This is a genomic window from Streptomyces sp. SID12488, assembly GCF_010548275.1.
Lineage (GTDB): Bacteria > Actinomycetota > Actinomycetes > Streptomycetales > Streptomycetaceae > Streptomyces.
In genome coordinates this window covers 95,433-112,803 of the sequence record NZ_JAAGLT010000012.1, presented here as the reverse complement: position 1 = coordinate 112,803, position 17,371 = coordinate 95,433, and the positions used below count along the sequence as shown (strand labels likewise).

General features: G+C 70.0%; 15 protein-coding genes. 14 read left to right on the top strand and 1 reads right to left on the bottom strand.

Annotated features, from left to right (window positions below; all coding sequences use genetic code 11):
* Nucleotides 1-201: 201 nt before the first annotated feature.
* Nucleotides 202-1,140, bottom strand: coding sequence for a cation diffusion facilitator family transporter (locus G3I56_RS20145; protein ID WP_164410804.1), 939 nt, complete (start codon nt 1,138-1,140; stop codon nt 202-204).
* A 430-nt stretch (nt 1,141-1,570) separates the two neighbouring features.
* Here G3I56_RS20145 and G3I56_RS20140 point away from each other — a divergent pair, with 430 nt between their 5' ends.
* From G3I56_RS20140 to hpnH, 14 genes are all read left to right on the top strand, one after another.
* On the top strand, nt 1,571-3,415 hold the full coding sequence (locus G3I56_RS20140; protein WP_164410802.1) for a DUF5941 domain-containing protein: 1,845 nt from the start codon (nt 1,571-1,573) through the stop codon (nt 3,413-3,415).
* A complete protein-coding gene (locus tag G3I56_RS20135) occupies nt 3,412-4,164 on the top strand; it encodes a phosphocholine cytidylyltransferase family protein (protein WP_164410800.1) in 753 nt (250 codons plus the stop codon). The genes G3I56_RS20140 and G3I56_RS20135 overlap by 4 nt, the downstream gene beginning before the upstream one ends.
* Nucleotides 4,152-5,213 (top strand): iron-containing alcohol dehydrogenase family protein, encoded by a 1,062-nt coding sequence (locus tag G3I56_RS20130; protein ID WP_164410798.1) that lies wholly within the window; start codon nt 4,152-4,154, stop codon nt 5,211-5,213. The genes G3I56_RS20135 and G3I56_RS20130 overlap by 13 nt, the downstream gene beginning before the upstream one ends.
* A complete protein-coding gene (locus G3I56_RS20125) occupies nt 5,191-5,973 on the top strand; it encodes a CDP-alcohol phosphatidyltransferase family protein (RefSeq protein WP_164410796.1) in 783 nt (260 codons plus the stop codon). Before G3I56_RS20130 ends, G3I56_RS20125 begins: the two co-directional genes overlap by 23 nt.
* 8 nt (nt 5,974-5,981) lie before the next feature.
* Nucleotides 5,982-6,854: a glycosyltransferase gene (locus G3I56_RS20120; RefSeq protein ID WP_164410794.1), complete on the top strand. Its 873-nt coding sequence runs from the start codon at nt 5,982-5,984 to the stop codon at nt 6,852-6,854.
* Between the two features lie 101 nt (nt 6,855-6,955).
* On the top strand, nt 6,956-7,885 hold the full coding sequence (locus G3I56_RS20115) for an ABC transporter permease (RefSeq protein ID WP_164410792.1): 930 nt from the start codon (nt 6,956-6,958) through the stop codon (nt 7,883-7,885).
* Complete coding sequence (locus G3I56_RS20110; RefSeq protein ID WP_164410791.1) at nt 7,878-8,657, top strand: ABC transporter ATP-binding protein; 780 nt, start codon at nt 7,878-7,880, stop codon at nt 8,655-8,657. Before G3I56_RS20115 ends, G3I56_RS20110 begins: the two co-directional genes overlap by 8 nt.
* A 380-nt stretch (nt 8,658-9,037) precedes the next feature.
* Entirely contained in the window at nt 9,038-9,940 is a 903-nt protein-coding gene (gene hpnC, locus G3I56_RS20105; RefSeq protein WP_164410789.1) for a squalene synthase HpnC, read from the top strand.
* A complete protein-coding gene (hpnD, locus tag G3I56_RS20100; protein ID WP_164410787.1) occupies nt 9,937-10,887 on the top strand; it encodes a presqualene diphosphate synthase HpnD in 951 nt (316 codons plus the stop codon). The genes hpnC and hpnD overlap by 4 nt, the downstream gene beginning before the upstream one ends.
* A 136-nt stretch (nt 10,888-11,023) precedes the next feature.
* On the top strand, nt 11,024-12,460 hold the full coding sequence (gene hpnE, locus G3I56_RS20095; protein ID WP_164410785.1) for a hydroxysqualene dehydroxylase HpnE: 1,437 nt from the start codon (nt 11,024-11,026) through the stop codon (nt 12,458-12,460).
* Nucleotides 12,461-12,522: 62 nt separating this feature from the next.
* Nucleotides 12,523-13,590 (top strand): polyprenyl synthetase family protein, encoded by a 1,068-nt coding sequence (locus tag G3I56_RS20090; RefSeq protein ID WP_164410783.1) that lies wholly within the window; start codon nt 12,523-12,525, stop codon nt 13,588-13,590.
* A 111-nt stretch (nt 13,591-13,701) separates the two neighbouring features.
* On the top strand, nt 13,702-15,705 hold the full coding sequence (gene shc / locus G3I56_RS20085) for a squalene--hopene cyclase (protein ID WP_164410781.1): 2,004 nt from the start codon (nt 13,702-13,704) through the stop codon (nt 15,703-15,705).
* On the top strand, nt 15,705-16,340 hold the full coding sequence (locus tag G3I56_RS20080; protein ID WP_164410779.1) for a 1-hydroxy-2-methyl-2-butenyl 4-diphosphate reductase: 636 nt from the start codon (nt 15,705-15,707) through the stop codon (nt 16,338-16,340). Before shc ends, G3I56_RS20080 begins: the two co-directional genes overlap by 1 nt.
* A gap of 5 nt (nt 16,341-16,345) precedes the next feature.
* Nucleotides 16,346-17,368 (top strand): adenosyl-hopene transferase HpnH, encoded by a 1,023-nt coding sequence (hpnH, locus tag G3I56_RS20075; RefSeq protein WP_164410777.1) that lies wholly within the window; start codon nt 16,346-16,348, stop codon nt 17,366-17,368.
* Nucleotides 17,369-17,371: the final 3 nt, after the last annotated feature.

Below are 17,371 nucleotides of genomic sequence, written 5' to 3'. Positions count from 1 at the left end.
AGTCTGCCGTACGAATCCGGCACTCCCGGCACTTCGCGGCATCCCCCGCCTGTCCGGCGTGAAAGCGGCCCGACGGTGACCGGAAAAGTCAATCGTGCCCTGTTCCCCGACCGGGGAACCGCCCGCGAGGGGGGCTCGAAGGAGGAGACGAGGGCGCGCGCCGGACGGCTGCGTTCCGTCGACGCCGCGCGCCGGGCGGCCTCAGTGGCACAGCTTGGACTCGTGTTCCGCGTGCCCGCTCGGCTCCAGCTGGAAGGTGCAGTGCTCCACGTCGAAGTGGTCGCCCAGACAGCCCTGGAGCTCGTGCAGCATCTTCTCGTGCCCGATCCCGCTCAGCACCTCAGAACTGACGACCACGTGCGCCGACAGCACCGGCATCCCGGAGGTGATCGTCCAGGCGTGCAGATCGTGTACGTCCTCCACACCGGGCAGCGCCACTATGTGGGCCCGCACCTCCGCCATGTCGACGTCCCGGGGAGCAGCCTCCAGCAGCACGTTCAGCGTCTCGCGCAGCAGCTTCCAGGTGCGCGGCACGATCATCAGACCGATGACGACCGAGGCGATCGGGTCGGCCCGCTGCCAGCCCGTCGCCATGATGACCAGCGCCGAGATCAGCACCGCCAGCGAGCCCAGCGCGTCCGCGGCGACCTCCAGGAAGGCGCCGCGCACGTTCAGGCTCTCCTTCTGGCCGCGCATCAGCATCATCAACGAGATCATGTTCGCGACCAGGCCGATCAGACCGAAGACGACGGTCACCCTGCCCTCGGTCTCCGCGGGCGTGACGAACCGCTGGATCGCCTCGTACAGGACGTATCCGCCGACGCCGAGCAGCAGCAGACAGTTGGCGAGCGCGGCGAGGATCTCGGCGCGGGCGTACCCGAAGGTGCGGTTGCCGGTCGGCGGGCGGTTCGCGAAGTGGATCGCGAGCAGTGCCATGCCCAGACCCAGCGCGTCCGTCGCCATGTGCGCCGCGTCTGCGATGAGCGCGAGCGAGTCGGCGACGAGCCCGCCGACGATCTCGACGACCATGACGGTGAGCGTGATGGCCAGCGCGAAACGCAGCCGCCCGCGGTACGCCGCTGCCGCCGTACCCGTGGTCGGTGCGCCGTGCGCGTGTCCGTGATCGTGCCCAGCCCCCATGGAAGCCGCCTCCTGGTGTTCGTACGAGTCCCGTCCCGAATCCCGCCCGGGATCAGTGAACTACGGGTGGGGGGTATGTGGCAACGCGGCACTGAACACCGTTGTCATGTGCCCTGACCTGCGAAAACGAAAAGCAGGTCAGCGAGTGCCGAGATCACCACGGCTCGACGGGTGGGGACACGGCGGGGGAGGCCGTGGCGGTCCTTGACGCGGGTCACGGTTTGTGCGCGGGGTGCCGGGGCACTCATGATGATCCGGTCGAGGCGGTCGCCGGTCCGCCGGAATCGGACCCTGAACAGCCGGTGAACCAAGGCGGGGCCCCATCCGATAGCCTCTGCCGACGTGCTGCCCGGCCACCGTGGGTCAGGGTTCCCCCACCATCATGTACAGGACCGGCGTGCACGCGTCGGTGTCCAGGGAGTGAGTTCGGTTGCCGACCGCCATCCTCACGGGTCAGCCGGTTCCCGGATCGTCGATCGAGGACGATCTGAGGGCCCTCGGCTTCGACGTGCGGAGCGCGACCGACGTCGCCGACACCGAGACCCTTCTCGCCGAGTCGTCCTGCGACGAACGGGTCGCCTTCGTGGACGCCCGATTCGTCGGCCACCTACACGCACTGCGGCTCGGCCTCACCGACCCCCGCTTCCCACTGGCCGCCGTACCGGGCGCCGTGACCGCACAGCCCGGAGCCGGCCGCACCGCCCTGATCCGCGAACTGGCCCGTGAGATCTCCGCGTGCGGCGACGCCCCGAAAGACCCCGGCCAAGCGCTCTCCGCCGTCGCCGTGGACAGCCTCGCCGACCGCATCGCCCGCGCCCTGGACGCGGACGGCCTCGGCGTCCACCGCCCCGAGCTCGGCAGCCTGACCGCCGCCGTCCCCGCCGACCCCGCGGCCCGCGACATCGCCCGGCAGGCCGTCGCCGCCGTCGACGACGAGGCCGTACGCCTGAAGTCGTCCGTGAAGTCCCGGGACGGCTTCTTCACCACCTTCTGCGTCAGCCCTTACTCCCGTTATCTGGCCCGCTGGTGCGCCCGCCGCGGCCTCACCCCGAACCAGGTCACCACTGCCTCCCTGCTCACCGCGCTGATCGCGGCCGGCTGCGCGGCCACCGGCACCCGAGGCGGCTTCGTCACGGCGGGCGTGCTTCTCCTGCTCTCCTTCGTCCTGGACTGCGTGGACGGCCAGCTCGCCCGCTACTCCCTCCAGTACTCGACGCTCGGCGCCTGGCTGGACGCCACCTTCGACCGCGCCAAGGAGTACGCCTTCTACGCGGGCCTCGCGCTCGGGGCGGCACGCGGCGGCGATGACGTATGGGCGCTGGCCCTCGGCGCGATGGTCCTGCAGACCTGCCGGCACGTCGTCGACTTCGCCTTCAACGAGGCGACCGCGGGAGACCCGGCCGCGACGGCGAACACCAGTCCCACGGCCGCCCTCTCCGACCGCCTCGACGGCGTCGGCTGGACGGTCTGGGTGCGGCGGATGATCGTCCTGCCGATCGGCGAGCGCTGGGCCCTGATCGCCGTCCTCACGGCGCTCACCACCCCCCGGACCACCTTCACCGTGCTGCTCGTCGGCTGCGGCTTCGCGGCGACGTACACCACGGCGGGGCGCGTACTGCGCTCATTCACCCGTAAGGCCCAGCGCACTGAACGGGCCACGCGAGCACTGGCGGACCTCAAGGACAGCGGACCGCTCGCGGAGCTGATCGGGCGGATCCCTGTGCGTACGCCGGGCAGCTCGCGGTTCATCCCGGCGCTGGAAAGCGCAGTGCCGCTGGTCGTCGCGCTGTGGCTGTGCTCCTACGGCAGTTGGGTGCCCGTCGCCTTCGCCGCGCTGTACGTGCTCAGCTCGGGTGTCGCGGTCTCGATCCCCCTCAAGGGCCGCCTCGACTGGCTCGTCCCCCCGCTCTTCCGGGCCGCCGAATACGGCACAGTCCTCATCCTCGCGGGCAAAGCGGAGGTAAACGGAGCACTTCCCGCGGCTTTCGGCCTCGTGGCCGCCGTCGCCTACCATCACTACGACACGGTGTACCGCATCCGTGGCAACGCCGGAGCGCCCCCGCGCTGGCTGGTACGGGCGAGCGGAGGGCACGAGGGCCGGACACTGGTGGTCGTCGTACTGGCCGCGCTGCTCAGTGCCTCGCAGTTCGTGGTCGCGCTCACGGTCCTCGCCGTGGCCGTGGCCCTGCTGGTGCTCACCGAGAGCATCCGCTACTGGGTGACCGCCCACCGGGGCGGCGCGCCCGCCGTACACGACGAAGGAGTACCCGCATGATCGGCCTCGTGCTGGCGGCCGGCGCCGGACGGCGTCTGCGCCCCTACACCGACAGCCTGCCCAAGGCTCTCGTGCCGGTCGGCCCCGCGGGCGACGAGGACGGCCCCACCGTCCTCGACCTCACCCTCGCCAACTTCGCCGAGATCGGCCTCACCGAGGCCGCGATCATCGTCGGCTACCGCAAGGAAGCCGTGTACGAGCGGCAGACGGCCCTGGAGAAGAAGTACGGGCTCAAGGTCACGCTCATCGACAACGACCGCGCCGAGGAGTGGAACAACGCCTACTCCCTCTGGTGCGGCCGGGACGCCCTCGCCGACGGGGTGATCCTCGCCAACGGCGACACCGTGCACCCCGTCTCCGTCGAGCGGACGCTGCTCGCCGCGCGCGGCGACGGGAAGCGGATCATCCTGGCCCTCGACACGGTGAAGGATCTCGCCGACGAGGAGATGAAGGTGATCGTGGACCCGGAGCAGGGCGTGCGGAAGATCACCAAGCTGATGGACCCGGCCGAGGCCACCGGCGAGTACATCGGCGTCACCCTCATCGAGGGCGCCGCCGCCGCGGACCTGGCCGACGCACTGAAGACCGTGTGGGAGACCGACCCCCAGCAGTTCTACGAGCACGGTTACCAGGAACTGGTGAACCGCGGCTTCCGGATCGACGTGGCGCCCATCGGTGAGGTCCCGTGGGTCGAGATAGACAACCACGACGATCTCGCCCGAGGACGGGAGATCGCGTGCCGGTACTGACGAGGCTGATCCCCTCGCCGGTCGTCGTCGACATCCGCCGAGGGGCCCTGAACGACCTGGCGGACGTCCTGTTCGACCAGCGGATCTCGCACTCCGGGAAGATCGCCGTAGCGATCAGCTCCGGCTCCGGCGCCAGGCTGCGTGAACGGCTCGCCCCGGCGCTGCCCGGCGCGAGCTGGTACGAGGTCGCCGGCGGCACCATCGACGACGCGATCAAACTGGGCGACGCCATCAAGTCAGGCCACTACGACGCCGTGGTGGGCCTCGGCGGTGGCCGGATCATCGACTGCGCCAAGTTCGCCGCCGCCCGCGTCGGCCTGCCGCTGGTCGCCGTCGCCACCAACCTCGCGCACGACGGCCTGTGCTCGCCGGTCGCCACCCTCGACAACGACGCGGGACGCGGCTCGTACGGCGTACCGAACCCGATCGCCGTCGTGATCGACCTCGACGTGATCCGTGAGGCACCCGCGCGGTTCGTGCGCTCCGGGATCGGCGACGCCATGTCGAACATCTCCGCGGTCGCCGACTGGGAGCTGGCCGGCCAGGTCAACGGCGAGAAGATCGACGGCCTCGCCGCCGCGATGGCACGCCAGGCCGGAGAAGCCGTACTGCGCCACCCCGGCGGAGTCGGCGACAACGCGTTCCTCCAGGTACTGGCCGAGGCCCTCGTCCTCACCGGTATCGCCATGTCGGTGTCGGGCGACTCCCGCCCGTCCTCCGGCGCCTGCCACGAGATCAACCACGCCTTCGACCTGCTGTACCCCAAGCGTGCCGCCAGTCACGGCGAACAGTGCGGCCTGGGCGCCGCCTTCGCCATGTTCCTGCGGGGTGCGCCCGAGGAGGCGGCGTACATGGCCGAGGTGCTTCGCCGGCACGGGCTGCCGGTGCTGCCGGAGGAGATCGGCTTCACCACGGACGAGTTCGTACGGGTCGTCGAGTACGCCCCGCAGACCAGACCCGGTCGCTACACGATCCTGGAACACCTCGACCTCACGAACGACCAGATCAAGGACACGTACGCGGACTATGTCAAGGCCATCGGTAGCTGAACTACGCCCCGTCGTCCACCCCGAAGGGGTGAAGGACCGGCGCAGCGGCGAGCACTGGGCGGGACGCCTCTACATGCGCGAGGTGTCCCTGCGGGTCGACCGCTACGTGGTCGACACCCGGATCACGCCCAACCAGCTCACGTACCTGATGGTCGTCGCGGGCGTCCTGGCGGGCGCGGCACTCCTGGTGCCGGGCCTCACCGGGGCGGTCCTCGCCGCCCTGCTGATGCAGCTGTACCTGCTCCTCGACTGCGTCGACGGGGAGATCGCCCGCTGGAGGGGCCAGACATCGATCACCGGCGTGTACCTCGACCGCATCGGCCACTACCTGTCCGAGGCGGCCCTGCTGATCGGCTTCGGGCTGCGCGGCGCCGACCTGTGGGACGGCTCCGGGAGCCCCGAGTGGCTGTGGGCGTTCCTCGGCACGCTGGCCGCGCTCGGCGCGATCCTGATCAAGGCGGAGACCGACCTGGTGGACGTGGCCCGGTCCCGCAGCGGCCTGGCCGCCGCCAGGGACGAGCTGGCGGTGCCGCGCTCCGAGGGGCTCGCCCTGGCCCGTAAGGCCGCCGCCGCCCTGAAGTTCCACCGGCTGATCGGCGGCATCGAGGCGAGCCTGTTCATCCTCTTCGTGGCGGTCCTCGACCTCATCGGCGGCGACCTGTTCTGGACCCGTCTGGGCATCGCGGTCCTGGCCGGGATCGCGATCCTGCAGACCCTGCTGCACCTCGTGTCGATCCTCGCGTCCAGCAGGCTGCGGTGAGTCCGGCGATGAGAGTCGGCGCGGTGATCATCACCATGGGCAACCGCCCCGACGAACTGCGCGCCCTGGTCGACTCGATCGCCAAACAGGAGGGCGACCCGGTCCAGGTCGTCGTGGTCGGCAACGGCTCGCCCGTCCCGGACCTCCCCGCGGGTGTACGAAGCGTCGAGCTGCCCGAGAACCTCGGCATCCCCGGTGGACGCAACGTCGGCATCGAGGCGTTCGGCCCGGCCGGCGGCGATGTCGACATCCTGATGTTCCTGGACGACGACGGCCTCCTCGGCCACCAGGACACCGCCGAACTGTGCCGCCAGGCCTTCACCGCCGACCCGGAACTGGGCATCATCAGCTTCCGCATCGCCGACCCCGACACCGGCCTCACCCAGCGCCGCCATGTGCCCCGCCCCGGCACCACGGACCCGATGCGCAGCTCCCGGGTCACCAGCTTCCTGGGCGGCGCCAACGCCGTCCGTACCGAGGTCTTCGCCCAAGTGGGCATCCTCCCCGAGGAGTTCTTCTATGCGCACGAGGAGACCGACCTCGCCTGGCGGGCCCTCGACGCGGGCTGGATGATCGACTACCGGGCCGACATGCTGCTCTACCACCCCGCGACCGCGCCCTCCCGGCACGCGGTCTACCACCGCATGGTCGCCCGCAACCGCGTCTGGCTGGCCCGCCGAAACCTTCCCGCTCCCCTGGTGCCCGTGTACCTGGGGGACTGGCTGCTCCTCACACTCCTCCGCCGACCCTCCCGCCCGGCGCTCAGAGCCTGGTGGGGCGGGTTCAGGGAAGGGCTGACCACCCCGTGCGGCCCCCGCCGGCCCATCCGGTGGCGTACGGTGTGGCGGCTGACCCGACTGGGCCGCCCCCCAGTGATCTGACAAGCTCTCCCTGAGAGCCCCCGCGGGCCGACAGCATCCCGATCCACGGCCCGCGCTCTGCCCCGTTCAGCTGCGCATATTGAAGACGAAAGTTTCCATTTGTGAGTGAGACAACGCATGACGGCGGTGTCGCGGTGAGCGACCGACCGTCACCCGACGACGGCCTCTCCGCGGCCGAACTCGCCGCGAAGTACGGACTCGCCGTGAGCGGCGCCCGTCCCCGACTCGTCGAGTACGTCCGCCAGCTCTGGGGACGGCGTCACTTCATCCTCGCCTTCTCGCAGGCAAAACTGACCGCCCAGTACAGCCAGGCCAAACTCGGCCAGCTGTGGCAGGTGGCCACACCGTTGCTCAACGCGGCCGTGTACTTCTTCATCTTCGGCGTGATCCTCAAGGCCGACCGCGGCATGCCCCGCGAGGTGTACATCCCGTTCCTCGTCACGGGCGTCTTCGTGTTCACCTTCACGCAGAGCTCGGTGATGGCGGGCGTACGCGCGATCTCCGGCAACCTGGGCCTGGTGCGCGCCCTGCACTTCCCGCGCGCCGCCCTGCCGGTCTCCTTCGCGCTGCAACAGCTCCAGCAGCTGCTCTTCTCGATGATCGTGCTGTTCGTGGTGTCGATCGGCTTCGGCAGCTACCCCAAGGCGTCCTGGCTGCTGATCGTCCCGGCGCTGGCGCTCCAGTTCCTCTTCAACACCGGCCTCGCGCTGATCATGGCCCGGTGGGGCGCGGCGACCCCGGACCTCGCCCAGCTGATGCCCTTCGTGATGCGTACGTGGATGTACGCGTCCGGCGTGATGTTCTCCATCCCGGTCATGCTCGCCGACAAGCCCGTGTGGGTCGCCGACATCCTTCAGTGGAACCCGGCCGCCATCTACATGGACCTGATGCGCTTCGCGCTCATCGACGGCTACGGCTCGGAGAACCTGCCGCCGCACGTCTGGGCGGTCGCGGGCGGCTGGGCCGCGCTCTTCGCCCTCGGCGGTTTCGTGCACTTCTGGAAGGCGGAGGAGAGGTACGGCCGTGGCTGACCCGATTCCCGGGGACAAGATCCCCACTGTCATCGCGGACGAGCTCCACATCGTCTACCGCGTCAACGGCGCCAAGACCGGCAAGGGCAGCGCCACCTCCGCCCTCAGCCGCATCGTCAGGCGCGGCGATTCACCCGGTGTCCGCAAGGTGCACGCCGTGCGAGGTGTCTCCTTCGTCTCCTACCGGGGTGAGGCCGTCGGCCTGATCGGCTCCAACGGCTCCGGCAAGTCGACGCTGCTGCGCGCCATCGCCGGCCTGCTGCCCGCCGAGAGCGGTCACGTGTACACCGACGGGCAGCCCTCCCTCCTCGGCGTCAACGCCGCCCTGATGAACGACCTCACGGGCGAACGGAACGTCATATTGGGCGGCCTCGCCATGGGTATGACCCGCGAGGAGATCAAGGAGCGCTACCAGCAGATCGTCGACTTCTCCGGCATCAACGAGAAGGGCGACTTCATCACCCTGCCGATGCGCACCTACTCCTCCGGCATGGCGGCGCGGCTGCGGTTCTCCATCGCCGCCGCCAAGGACCATGACGTACTGATGATCGACGAGGCCCTGGCGACCGGCGACCGGTCCTTCCAGAAGCGCTCCGAGGACCGCATCCGCGAGCTGCGCAAGCACGCCGGCACGGTCTTCCTCGTCAGTCACAACAACAAGTCCATCCGCGACACCTGCGACCGCGTCCTGTGGCTGGAACGCGGCGAACTGCGCATGGACGGGCCGACGGACGAGGTACTCAAGGAGTACGAGAAGTTCACCGGCAAGTAGCCGGTCGGTGAACCGGGGATCGACCGGGTGTATCGGGGCCCCGCCGGAACTGTTCCGGCGGGGCCCCGCGTCTGCAAAGGAAACGTCAACTCCGAGGCGGCCTAGGAATCTTGACGCCAATCGGTGCGTTCTTGTGATGCGCAGGACACCCCGACGGACCATGGCGCGTTGTACAACGTAAGCTGTACCAGTGCTGAATCGCGGCAAGTGGGGCGATAACACGCGACACCGGGCATCGACCGCCGCGTGGACGGCTGGGCGGCGTGTCCGAAATAGTGCCCATTGGGTCCGCAGTGTAGAACGGGAGATGTGACGGCGATGGCTACGGAAACTCCCCAGCTCCCCACAGTGTGTGCCGTCCCCGCCCCGGGCAGTGACCGGTGACGGTAACCGGCCACGCGCGCACCGACGACCCGGAGCGCGGCACGCTCGACAAGGCCGCCGACGAGAACTTCCCCGTGGCGCCGTTCTTCCTCCCGAAGGCCTGGCGCACCGACCTCATGGCCGTGTACGGCTTCGCGCGCCTCGTCGACGACATCGGTGACGGCGACCTGGCCCCCGGCGGCGCCGACGCCCGGCTGCTCGGTGTCACCCCCGAGGAGGCCGACGACCGGCTCGTCCTCCTCGACGCGTTCGAGGCCGACCTGCGTCGGGTCTTCGACGGCACCCCGCATCACCCTCTGCTGCGCCGGCTCCAGCCGACCGTCCGCCGCCGCTCGCTCACCCCCGAGCCGTTCCTCGGCCTGATCGCCGCCAACCGCCAGGACCAGGTGGTCAAGCGGTACGAGACGTACGACGACCTCCTCGCCTACTGCGAGCTGTCCGCCAACCCCGTCGGCCGTCTCGTCCTCGCCGTCACCGGCACCGCGACGCCCGAGCGGATCCGCCTCTCCGACGCCGTGTGTACGGCCCTCCAGATCGTCGAGCACCTCCAGGACGTCGCCGAGGATCTCGGCCGCGACCGGATCTACCTGCCGGCCCAGGACATGAAGCGCTTTCATGTCCAGGAGGCGGACCTCGCCGCCCCCACCGCAGGCGCGTCGGTGCGCGCACTGATCGCATACGAAGCGGAACGCACACATGTCCTGCTGAATGAAGGCACCCCCCTCGTGGGTAGCGTCCACGGCAGGCTGAAGCTGCTGCTCGCGGGTTTCGTGGCGGGGGGAAAGGCGGCGGTCCGAGCGATCGCCGCCGCCGAATACGACGTACTTCCCGGCCCGCCCAAGCCCGGCAGGATCCAGTTGCTGCGCGAGGTGGGCACAACCCTGCGAGGAAAGGGGTGATCCGGAGCGTGGAGTCGGAAGCACACGTGTCCGCACCGGTACTCGCCGCCTACAGCTACTGCGAGTCCGTCACCGGGCAGCAGGCCCGCAACTTCGCGTACGGCATCAGACTGCTGCCGACGTCGAAGCGGCGCGCGATGTCGGCCCTGTACGCGTTCTCGCGCCGCGTCGACGACATCGGTGACGGCACGCTGGCCCCCGAGGTCAAGGCGGCACGGCTGGAGGACACCAGAGCACTGCTCACCCGGGTGCGCGAGGGCGCGGTCGACGAGGACGACACCGACCCGGTCGCGGTCGCCCTCAGTCACGCCGGGACTTGCTTCCCGATCCCGCTCGGCGGCCTCGACGAACTCATCGACGGCGTCGTGATGGACGTACGCGGTGAGACGTACGAGACCTGGGACGACCTGAAGGTCTACTGCCGCTGTGTGGCCGGAGCCATCGGGCGGCTCTCGCTCGGCGTGTTCGGTACGGAGAGGGGCGCGCGCGGTTCGGAACGCGCCTCCGAGTACGCCGACACGCTGGGGCTCGCACTCCAGCTCACCAACATCCTGCGGGACGTCCGCGAGGACGCCGAGGACGGGCGGACCTATCTGCCCGCCGACGACCTCGCCAAGTTCGGCTGCTCGGCCGGATTCAGCGGACCGAACCCGCCGGAGGGCTCCGACTTCGCGGGCCTCGTCCACTTCGAAGTACGGCGCGCCCGCGCCCTGTTTGCCGAGGGCTACCGGCTGCTGCCCATGCTCGACCGGCGCAGCGGCGCCTGTGTCGCCGCCATGGCCGGCATCTACCGACGGCTCCTCGACCGCATCGAGCGCGAGCCGGAGGCCGTGCTGCGCGGCCGGGTCTCGCTGCCCGGACGCGAGAAGGCGTACGTCGCGGTGCGCGGCCTGTCCGGTCTGGACGCCCGGCATGTCTCCCGGCGGACCGTCAGGAGGCGCGTCTGATGGACAATTCGGTGCAAGATGATGTGCCCGCGGTGAAACGGCGCGCAACCCTCCGGACCGGGACGGCGTCCCAGACTTCAACGGCCTGCCGTGCGGTGTTCATCCGGCGCGGCGGGTGCACAGGGGGGAGTGCGCGATGAGCGAGGGCACACAGCCCGGGGAACGTCCGGGCCACCACGGTGAGAAGAGCGCCGTGGTGGTCGGCGGCGGGCTGGCCGGCATCACCGCCGCGCTCTCGCTCGCCGACGCCGGTGTCCGCGTCACGCTGCTCGAAGGCCGGCCGCGGCTCGGCGGGCTCGCCTTCTCCTTCCAGCGCGACGGACTCACCGTGGACAACGGCCAGCACGTGTACCTGCGTTGCTGCACCGCCTACCGCTGGTTCCTCGACCGCATCGACGCCGCCGAACTCGCTCCGGTGCAGGCACGTCTCGACGTGCCGGTCGTCGACGTGGCGAAACCCGCCGGCCGGCGGCTGGGCAGACTCCGGCGCGACGCGCTGCCCGTACCTCTGCATCTCGGGCGCAGTCTGGCCACGTATCCGCACCTCTCCCTCGCAGAGCGCGCCAGAGTGGGACGTGCCGCACTCGCGCTCAAGGCGCTCGACCTCGCCGACCCGGCGCTTGACGCGCAGAACTTCGGCAGCTGGCTGACCGCGCACGGTCAGTCCGAGCGCGCCGTCGAGGCACTGTGGGACCTGGTGGGGGTCGCCACCCTCAACGCGGTGGCCGGGGACTCGTCCCTGGGGCTCGCCGCGATGGTGTTCAAGACCGGTCTGCTGTCCGACCCGGGCGCGGCCGACATCGGCTGGGCGCGCGTCCCGCTGGGCGAACTGCACGACACTCTGGCCCGCAAGGCGCTCGACTCCGCGGGCGTGCGTACCGAAGTCCGTACACGCGTCACCTCCATTCAAGCCGTCCAAGCCACCCAACACAGCGAGAACGGCCGCTGGACCGTTCAGGTTCCCGGCGAGACGCTCGACGCGGACATCGTCGTGCTCGCCGTGGCTCAGCGCGAGGCGCACGATCTGCTGCCGGCGGGCGCGCTGGACGCCCCCGAACGGCTGCTGGAGATCGGCACCGCGCCCATCCTCAACGTGCATGTGGTGTACGACCGGAAGGTGTTGAGCACGCCGTTCCTCGCGGCGCTCGGCAGCCCGGTGCAGTGGGTGTTCGACCGGACCGAGGCGTCCGGGCTCGGCGGCGACGGCCAGTATCTGGCCCTGTCGCAGTCAGCCGCGCACGACGAGATCGACGAGCCAGTCGCGGCGCTGCGCGAACGGTATCTGCCGGAGCTGGAGCGGCTGTTGCCCCGCGCGCGGGGCGCCGGAGTACGGGACTTCTTCGTCACCCGGGAGCGGACAGCGACGTTCGCCCCCACCCCCGGCGTCGGACGGCTGCGGCCCGGCGCCCGTACCAAAACCCCCGGCCTGTACCTGGCCGGCTCGTGGACCGCCACCGGGTGGCCCGCGACCATGGAGAGTGCGGTCCGCAGCGGAGTCAGCGCGGCCGGTGCCGCGCTGGGCGCCCTGGGCCGGCCCCGCCACCACCTCTTCGACGTGGAGGAGGCAGCCTGATGCTCGATCATCAGCACGCGGCAGGTCCTCGCACCCCCAGCACCGCAACAAGAGGAGAGACTGTGCCCACTGTGCCCCCGGCCCCGAAAGTCGCCGACGCGGTGGACGTGACCGCGCTCCTGGAGCGCGGCCGGACCCTGGCCACCCCGGTACTGCGGACGGCGATCAACCGTCTCGCGGCGCCCATGGACACCGTCTCCGCCTACCACTTCGGCTGGATCGACGCCCAGGGCAGGCCCGCCGCCGGCGACGGCGGCAAGGCCGTACGCCCCGCGCTCGCCGTCCTGTCCGCCGAGGTCACCGGCGCCGCACCCGAGGTCGGCATCCCCGGCGCGGTCGCCGTGGAGCTGGTGCACAACTTCTCACTGCTGCACGACGACCTGATGGATGGCGACGAACAGCGCCGCCACCGCGACACCGTCTGGAAGGTGCACGGTCCCGCCCAGGCCATCCTGGTCGGCGACGCGCTGTTCGCGCTGGCCAACGAGATCCTCCTGGAACTCGGCACCGTCGAGGCCGGCCGCGCCACCCGCCGCCTCACCACCGCGACCCGCGCCCTCATCGACGGCCAGGCCCAGGACATCTCCTACGAGCACCGCGACCGCGTCAGCGTCGAGGAGTGTCTGGAGATGGAGGGCAACAAGACCGGCGCCCTGCTCGCCTGCGCCAGCTCCATCGGTGCGGTCCTCGGCGGCGCGGACGACCGCACCGCCGACACCCTGGAGAAGTACGGCTACCACCTCGGCCTGGCCTTCCAGGCCGTCGACGACCTCCTCGGGATCTGGGGCGACCCGGAGGCCACCGGCAAGCAGACCTGGAGCGACCTGCGTCAGCGCAAGAAGTCCCTGCCCGTCGTCGCCGCCCTGGCGGCGAGCGGCCCGGCCGCCGAGCGGCTCGGTGAACTCCTCGCCGCCGACGCGAAGAGCAGCGACTTCGAGAACTTCTCCGAGGAGGAATTCGCCGTCCGCGCCGCCCTGATCGAACAGGCGGGTGGCCGGGAATGGACCGCCGAGGAGGCGCGCCGGCAGCACACCATCGCCGTCGACGCACTGAGCGCCATCGACATGCCCGACCGGGTGCGAGCGCAGTTCACGGCGCTCGCCGACTTCGTCGTCGTACGAAAGAGATGATCACTATCGGTCGAATAAGCCTCGCGTAGTCGCCGGCCGGCGCCGCGTTAAGCGGCGCACCGGCCGACGGCGGACCCACAGCAGAGACATCCACTGCACGAAGGGGAAGCCATGACAGCGACGACCGACGGAAGCACCGGGGCACTCCCGCCTCGCGCTGCCTCGGCCAGCGAATCCGAAACCGAAACCGACATCAACGCCCCAGTAGCGGCAGGGGTTCAGGAGGCCGCTGAGCGTGCCATGAGGCGCGCCACGGATTCCCTGCTCGCGAGGCAGGACGCCCAGGGCTGGTGGAAGGGCGACCTCGAGACCAACGTCACGATGGACGCCGAGGACCTGCTGCTCCGTCAGTTCCTGGGAATCCGCGACGAACAGACCACCCAGGCAGCCGCGTTGTTCATCCGCGGCGAGCAGCGCGACGACGGCACCTGGGCCACCTTCTACGGCGGACCGGCAGACCTCTCCGCCACCGTCGAGGCGTACGTCGCCCTGCGGATGGCCGGAGACGCGCCCGAAGCGCCGCACATGGCGAAGGCGTCCGCCTGGATCCGCGACCGGGGAGGCATGGCCGCCGCCCGGGTCTTCACCCGGATCTGGCTCGCTCTGTTCGGCTGGTGGAAGTGGGACGACCTCCCCGAACTCCCGCCGGAACTCATCTACTTCCCGAAGTGGATGCCGCTCAACATCTACGACTTCGGTTGCTGGGCCCGGCAGACCATCGTGCCGCTCACCATCGTCAGCGCGAAGCGCCCGGTCCGCCCGGCGCCCTTTCCGCTCGACGAGCTGCACATCGACCCCGACCTGCCGAACCCGGGCAAGTCTTTTGCCCCGCTGGCCAGTTGGGACGGCGCCTTCCAGCGTCTCGACCGGGTCCTGCACGGCTACCGCAAGGTCGCGGTGCGCCGACTGCGGAAGGCGGCCATGAACGCCGCCGCCCGCTGGATCATCGAGCGCCAGGAGAACGACGGCTGCTGGGGAGGCATCCAGCCGCCCGCCGTCTACTCGGTGATCGCCCTGCATCTGCTCGGCTACGACCTCGAACACCCTGTCATGCGAGCCGGGTTGGAGTCCCTGGACCGCTTCACGGTGTGGCGCGAGGACGGGGCCAGGATGATCGAGGCCTGCCAGTCGCCGGTGTGGGACACCTGTCTCGCCGTCATCGCCCTCGCCGACGCGGGGCTGCCCGCCGACCATCCCCAACTGGTCAAGGCCGCCGACTGGATGCTGGGTGAGCAGGTGGTCCGGCCCGGCGACTGGTCCGTACGCAGACCTGAACTACCGCCGGGCGGCTGGGCGTTCGAGTTCCACAACGACAACTACCCCGACATCGACGACACCGCCGAGGTCGTCCTCGCGCTGCGCCGTGTCCGGCACCACGACCCGGAGCGGGTCGAGAAGGCCATCGGGCGCGGGGTGCGCTGGAACCTCGGAATGCAGTCGAAGAACGGTGCCTGGGGCGCCTTCGACGTCGACAACACCAGCACGCTCCCCAACAAGCTGCCGTTCTGCGACTTCGGTGAGGTCATCGACCCGCCGTCCGCCGACGTCACCGCGCATGTCGTGGAGATGCTGGCTGTCGAGGGCATGTCCCACGATCCGCGCACCCGGCGCGGCATCGAGTGGCTGCTCGCCGAACAGGAGCCCAGCGGCGCCTGGTTCGGCCGCTGGGGCGTCAACTACGTCTACGGCACAGGCTCGGTGGTGCCCGCACTGACCGCCGCAGGCCTGACCGCCGCGCACCCGGCGATCCGGCGAGCGGTGGGCTGGCTGGAGAAGGTCCAGAACGACGACGGCGGCTGGGGCGAGGACCTGCGCTCCTACGACGACAGCGCGGGCTGGAGCGGCCGGGGCGCCTCGACCGCCTCCCAGACGGCCTGGGCACTGCTCGCCCTGCTGGCCGCCGGGGAGCACGACTCCAAGGCCGTCGAACGCGGAGTCGAGTGGCTCGCGGCGACCCAGCTGCCGGACGGTTCCTGGGACGAGCCGTACTTCACCGGCACCGGTTTCCCCTGGGACTTCTCGATCAACTACCACCTCTACCGCCAGGTCTTCCCGCTCACTGCGCTCGGCCGGTACGTCAACGGCGAGCCCTTCGCCGAGGCCAAGGGGGGCTGATGGACAGGCAGCTCGAGTCGGCTCCGCTGCTGATCGCCTGCGCGCTCGGCATCGAACGGCTCGCCCTGCGCCGGGGCGGACGCGGTGACGGATCCGTCACCGTGCTGCGTACGGGAATGGGGCCCGAGGCCGCCGAGGCGGCGGTCACCCGGGCCCTCGCCGACCCGGCACTGCGCGACGCCGCAGTGCTGGCCACCGGTTTCTGCGCGGGACTCGCCCCCGGTATGCACCCCGGTGACCTGGTCGTCGCCGAGGAGACCCGGGACCCGCGTGGCATCACCCGCTGCGTCGGTACCGAACTGCTCGTCAAGGAACTGGTGCGTGCCGTGCCCGGGCGCACCGTCCACACCGGCCCACTCACCGGCTCCGATCACGTCGTACGCGGTCACGAACGGTCGGAGCTGCTCGCGACCGGCGCAGTCGCGGTCGACATGGAGTCGGCGGCCACGCTCCACAGCGCCGGGCGCACGGGCGTGCGCCCCGTTGCGGCCGTACGGGTGGTCGTGGACGCTCCAGAGCATGAACTCGTCCGGATCGGCACGCTTCGCGGTGGAATATCGGCCTTCCGCGTACTTCGTTCGGTCCTTCCCGCTTTTGTCGAATGGCACCGTTCCTTGCTGCTCCCCAGGAGGTGAGTCAGATGGCCATGCCGCTCCGCCAGACCATCAAGATCGCTACGTATTTGGCCGAACAGAAAATCCGTAAGCGGGACAAGTTCCCGCTGATCGTCGAACTCGAACCGCTCTACGCCTGCAACCTGGCGTGCGAGGGCTGCGGCAAGATCCAGCACCCGGCCGGGGTGCTCAAGCAGCGCATGCCGGTCGCCCAGGCCGTCGGAGCGGTCCTCGAATCCGGGGCCCCGATGGTGTCCATCGCGGGCGGCGAGCCCCTGATGCACCCTCATATCGACGAGATCGTGCGGCAGTTGGTGCAGAGGAAGAAGTACGTCTTCCTCTGCACCAACGCCATGCTGCTGCGCAAGAAGATGGACAAGTTCACGCCCTCGCCGTACTTCGCGTTCGCCGTACACATCGACGGCCTGCGCGAGCGGCACGACCAGTCCGTCGCGAAGGAAGGGGTGTTCGACGAGGCCGTGGCCGCCATCAAGGAGGCCAAGAAGCGCGGCTTCCGGGTCACCACCAACTCGACCTTCTTCAACACCGACACCCCGCAGACCATCATCGAGGTGCTCAACTTCCTCAACGACGACCTCCAGGTCGACGAGATGATGATCTCGCCCGCCTACGCCTACGAGAAGGCCCCCGACCAGGAGCACTTCCTCGGCGTCGAGCAGACCCGCGAGCTATTCAGGAAAGCTTTCGGCGGCGGCAACCGGCGGCGCTGGCGGCTCAACCACTCCCCGCTCTTCCTGGACTTCCTGGAGGGCAAGGTCGACTTCCCGTGCACGGCGTGGGCGATCCCGAACTACTCGCTGTTCGGCTGGCAGAAGCCCTGCTACCTGATGAGCGACGGGTACGTCACGACGTACAAGGACCTCATCGAGAAGACCGACTGGGACTCCTACGGCCGCGGCAAGGACGACCGGTGCGCCAACTGCATGGCGCACTGCGGCTACGAGCCGACGGCCGTCATGGCCACCATGGGGTCCCTCAAGGAGTCCCTGCGCGCCATGCGTGAGACCGTCGCCGGAAACCGGGAGTGACGT

Excerpts from the sequence above, each read along its gene's own strand:
- G3I56_RS20145 (WP_164410804.1), bottom strand. The coding sequence starts at position 1,140 with ATGGGGGCTGGGCACGATCACGGACACGCGCACGGCGCACCGACCACG.
- G3I56_RS20135 (WP_164410800.1), top strand. The coding sequence starts at position 3,412 with ATGATCGGCCTCGTGCTGGCGGCCGGCGCCGGACGGCGTCTGCGCCCC.
- G3I56_RS20125 (WP_164410796.1), top strand. The coding sequence starts at position 5,191 with ATGTCAAGGCCATCGGTAGCTGAACTACGCCCCGTCGTCCACCCCGAA.
- G3I56_RS20120 (WP_164410794.1), top strand. The coding sequence starts at position 5,982 with ATGAGAGTCGGCGCGGTGATCATCACCATGGGCAACCGCCCCGACGAA.
- hpnE (WP_164410785.1), top strand. The coding sequence starts at position 11,024 with ATGAGCGAGGGCACACAGCCCGGGGAACGTCCGGGCCACCACGGTGAG.
- shc (WP_164410781.1), top strand. The coding sequence starts at position 13,702 with ATGACAGCGACGACCGACGGAAGCACCGGGGCACTCCCGCCTCGCGCT.
- G3I56_RS20080 (WP_164410779.1), top strand. The coding sequence starts at position 15,705 with ATGGACAGGCAGCTCGAGTCGGCTCCGCTGCTGATCGCCTGCGCGCTC.
- hpnH (WP_164410777.1), top strand. The coding sequence starts at position 16,346 with ATGGCCATGCCGCTCCGCCAGACCATCAAGATCGCTACGTATTTGGCC.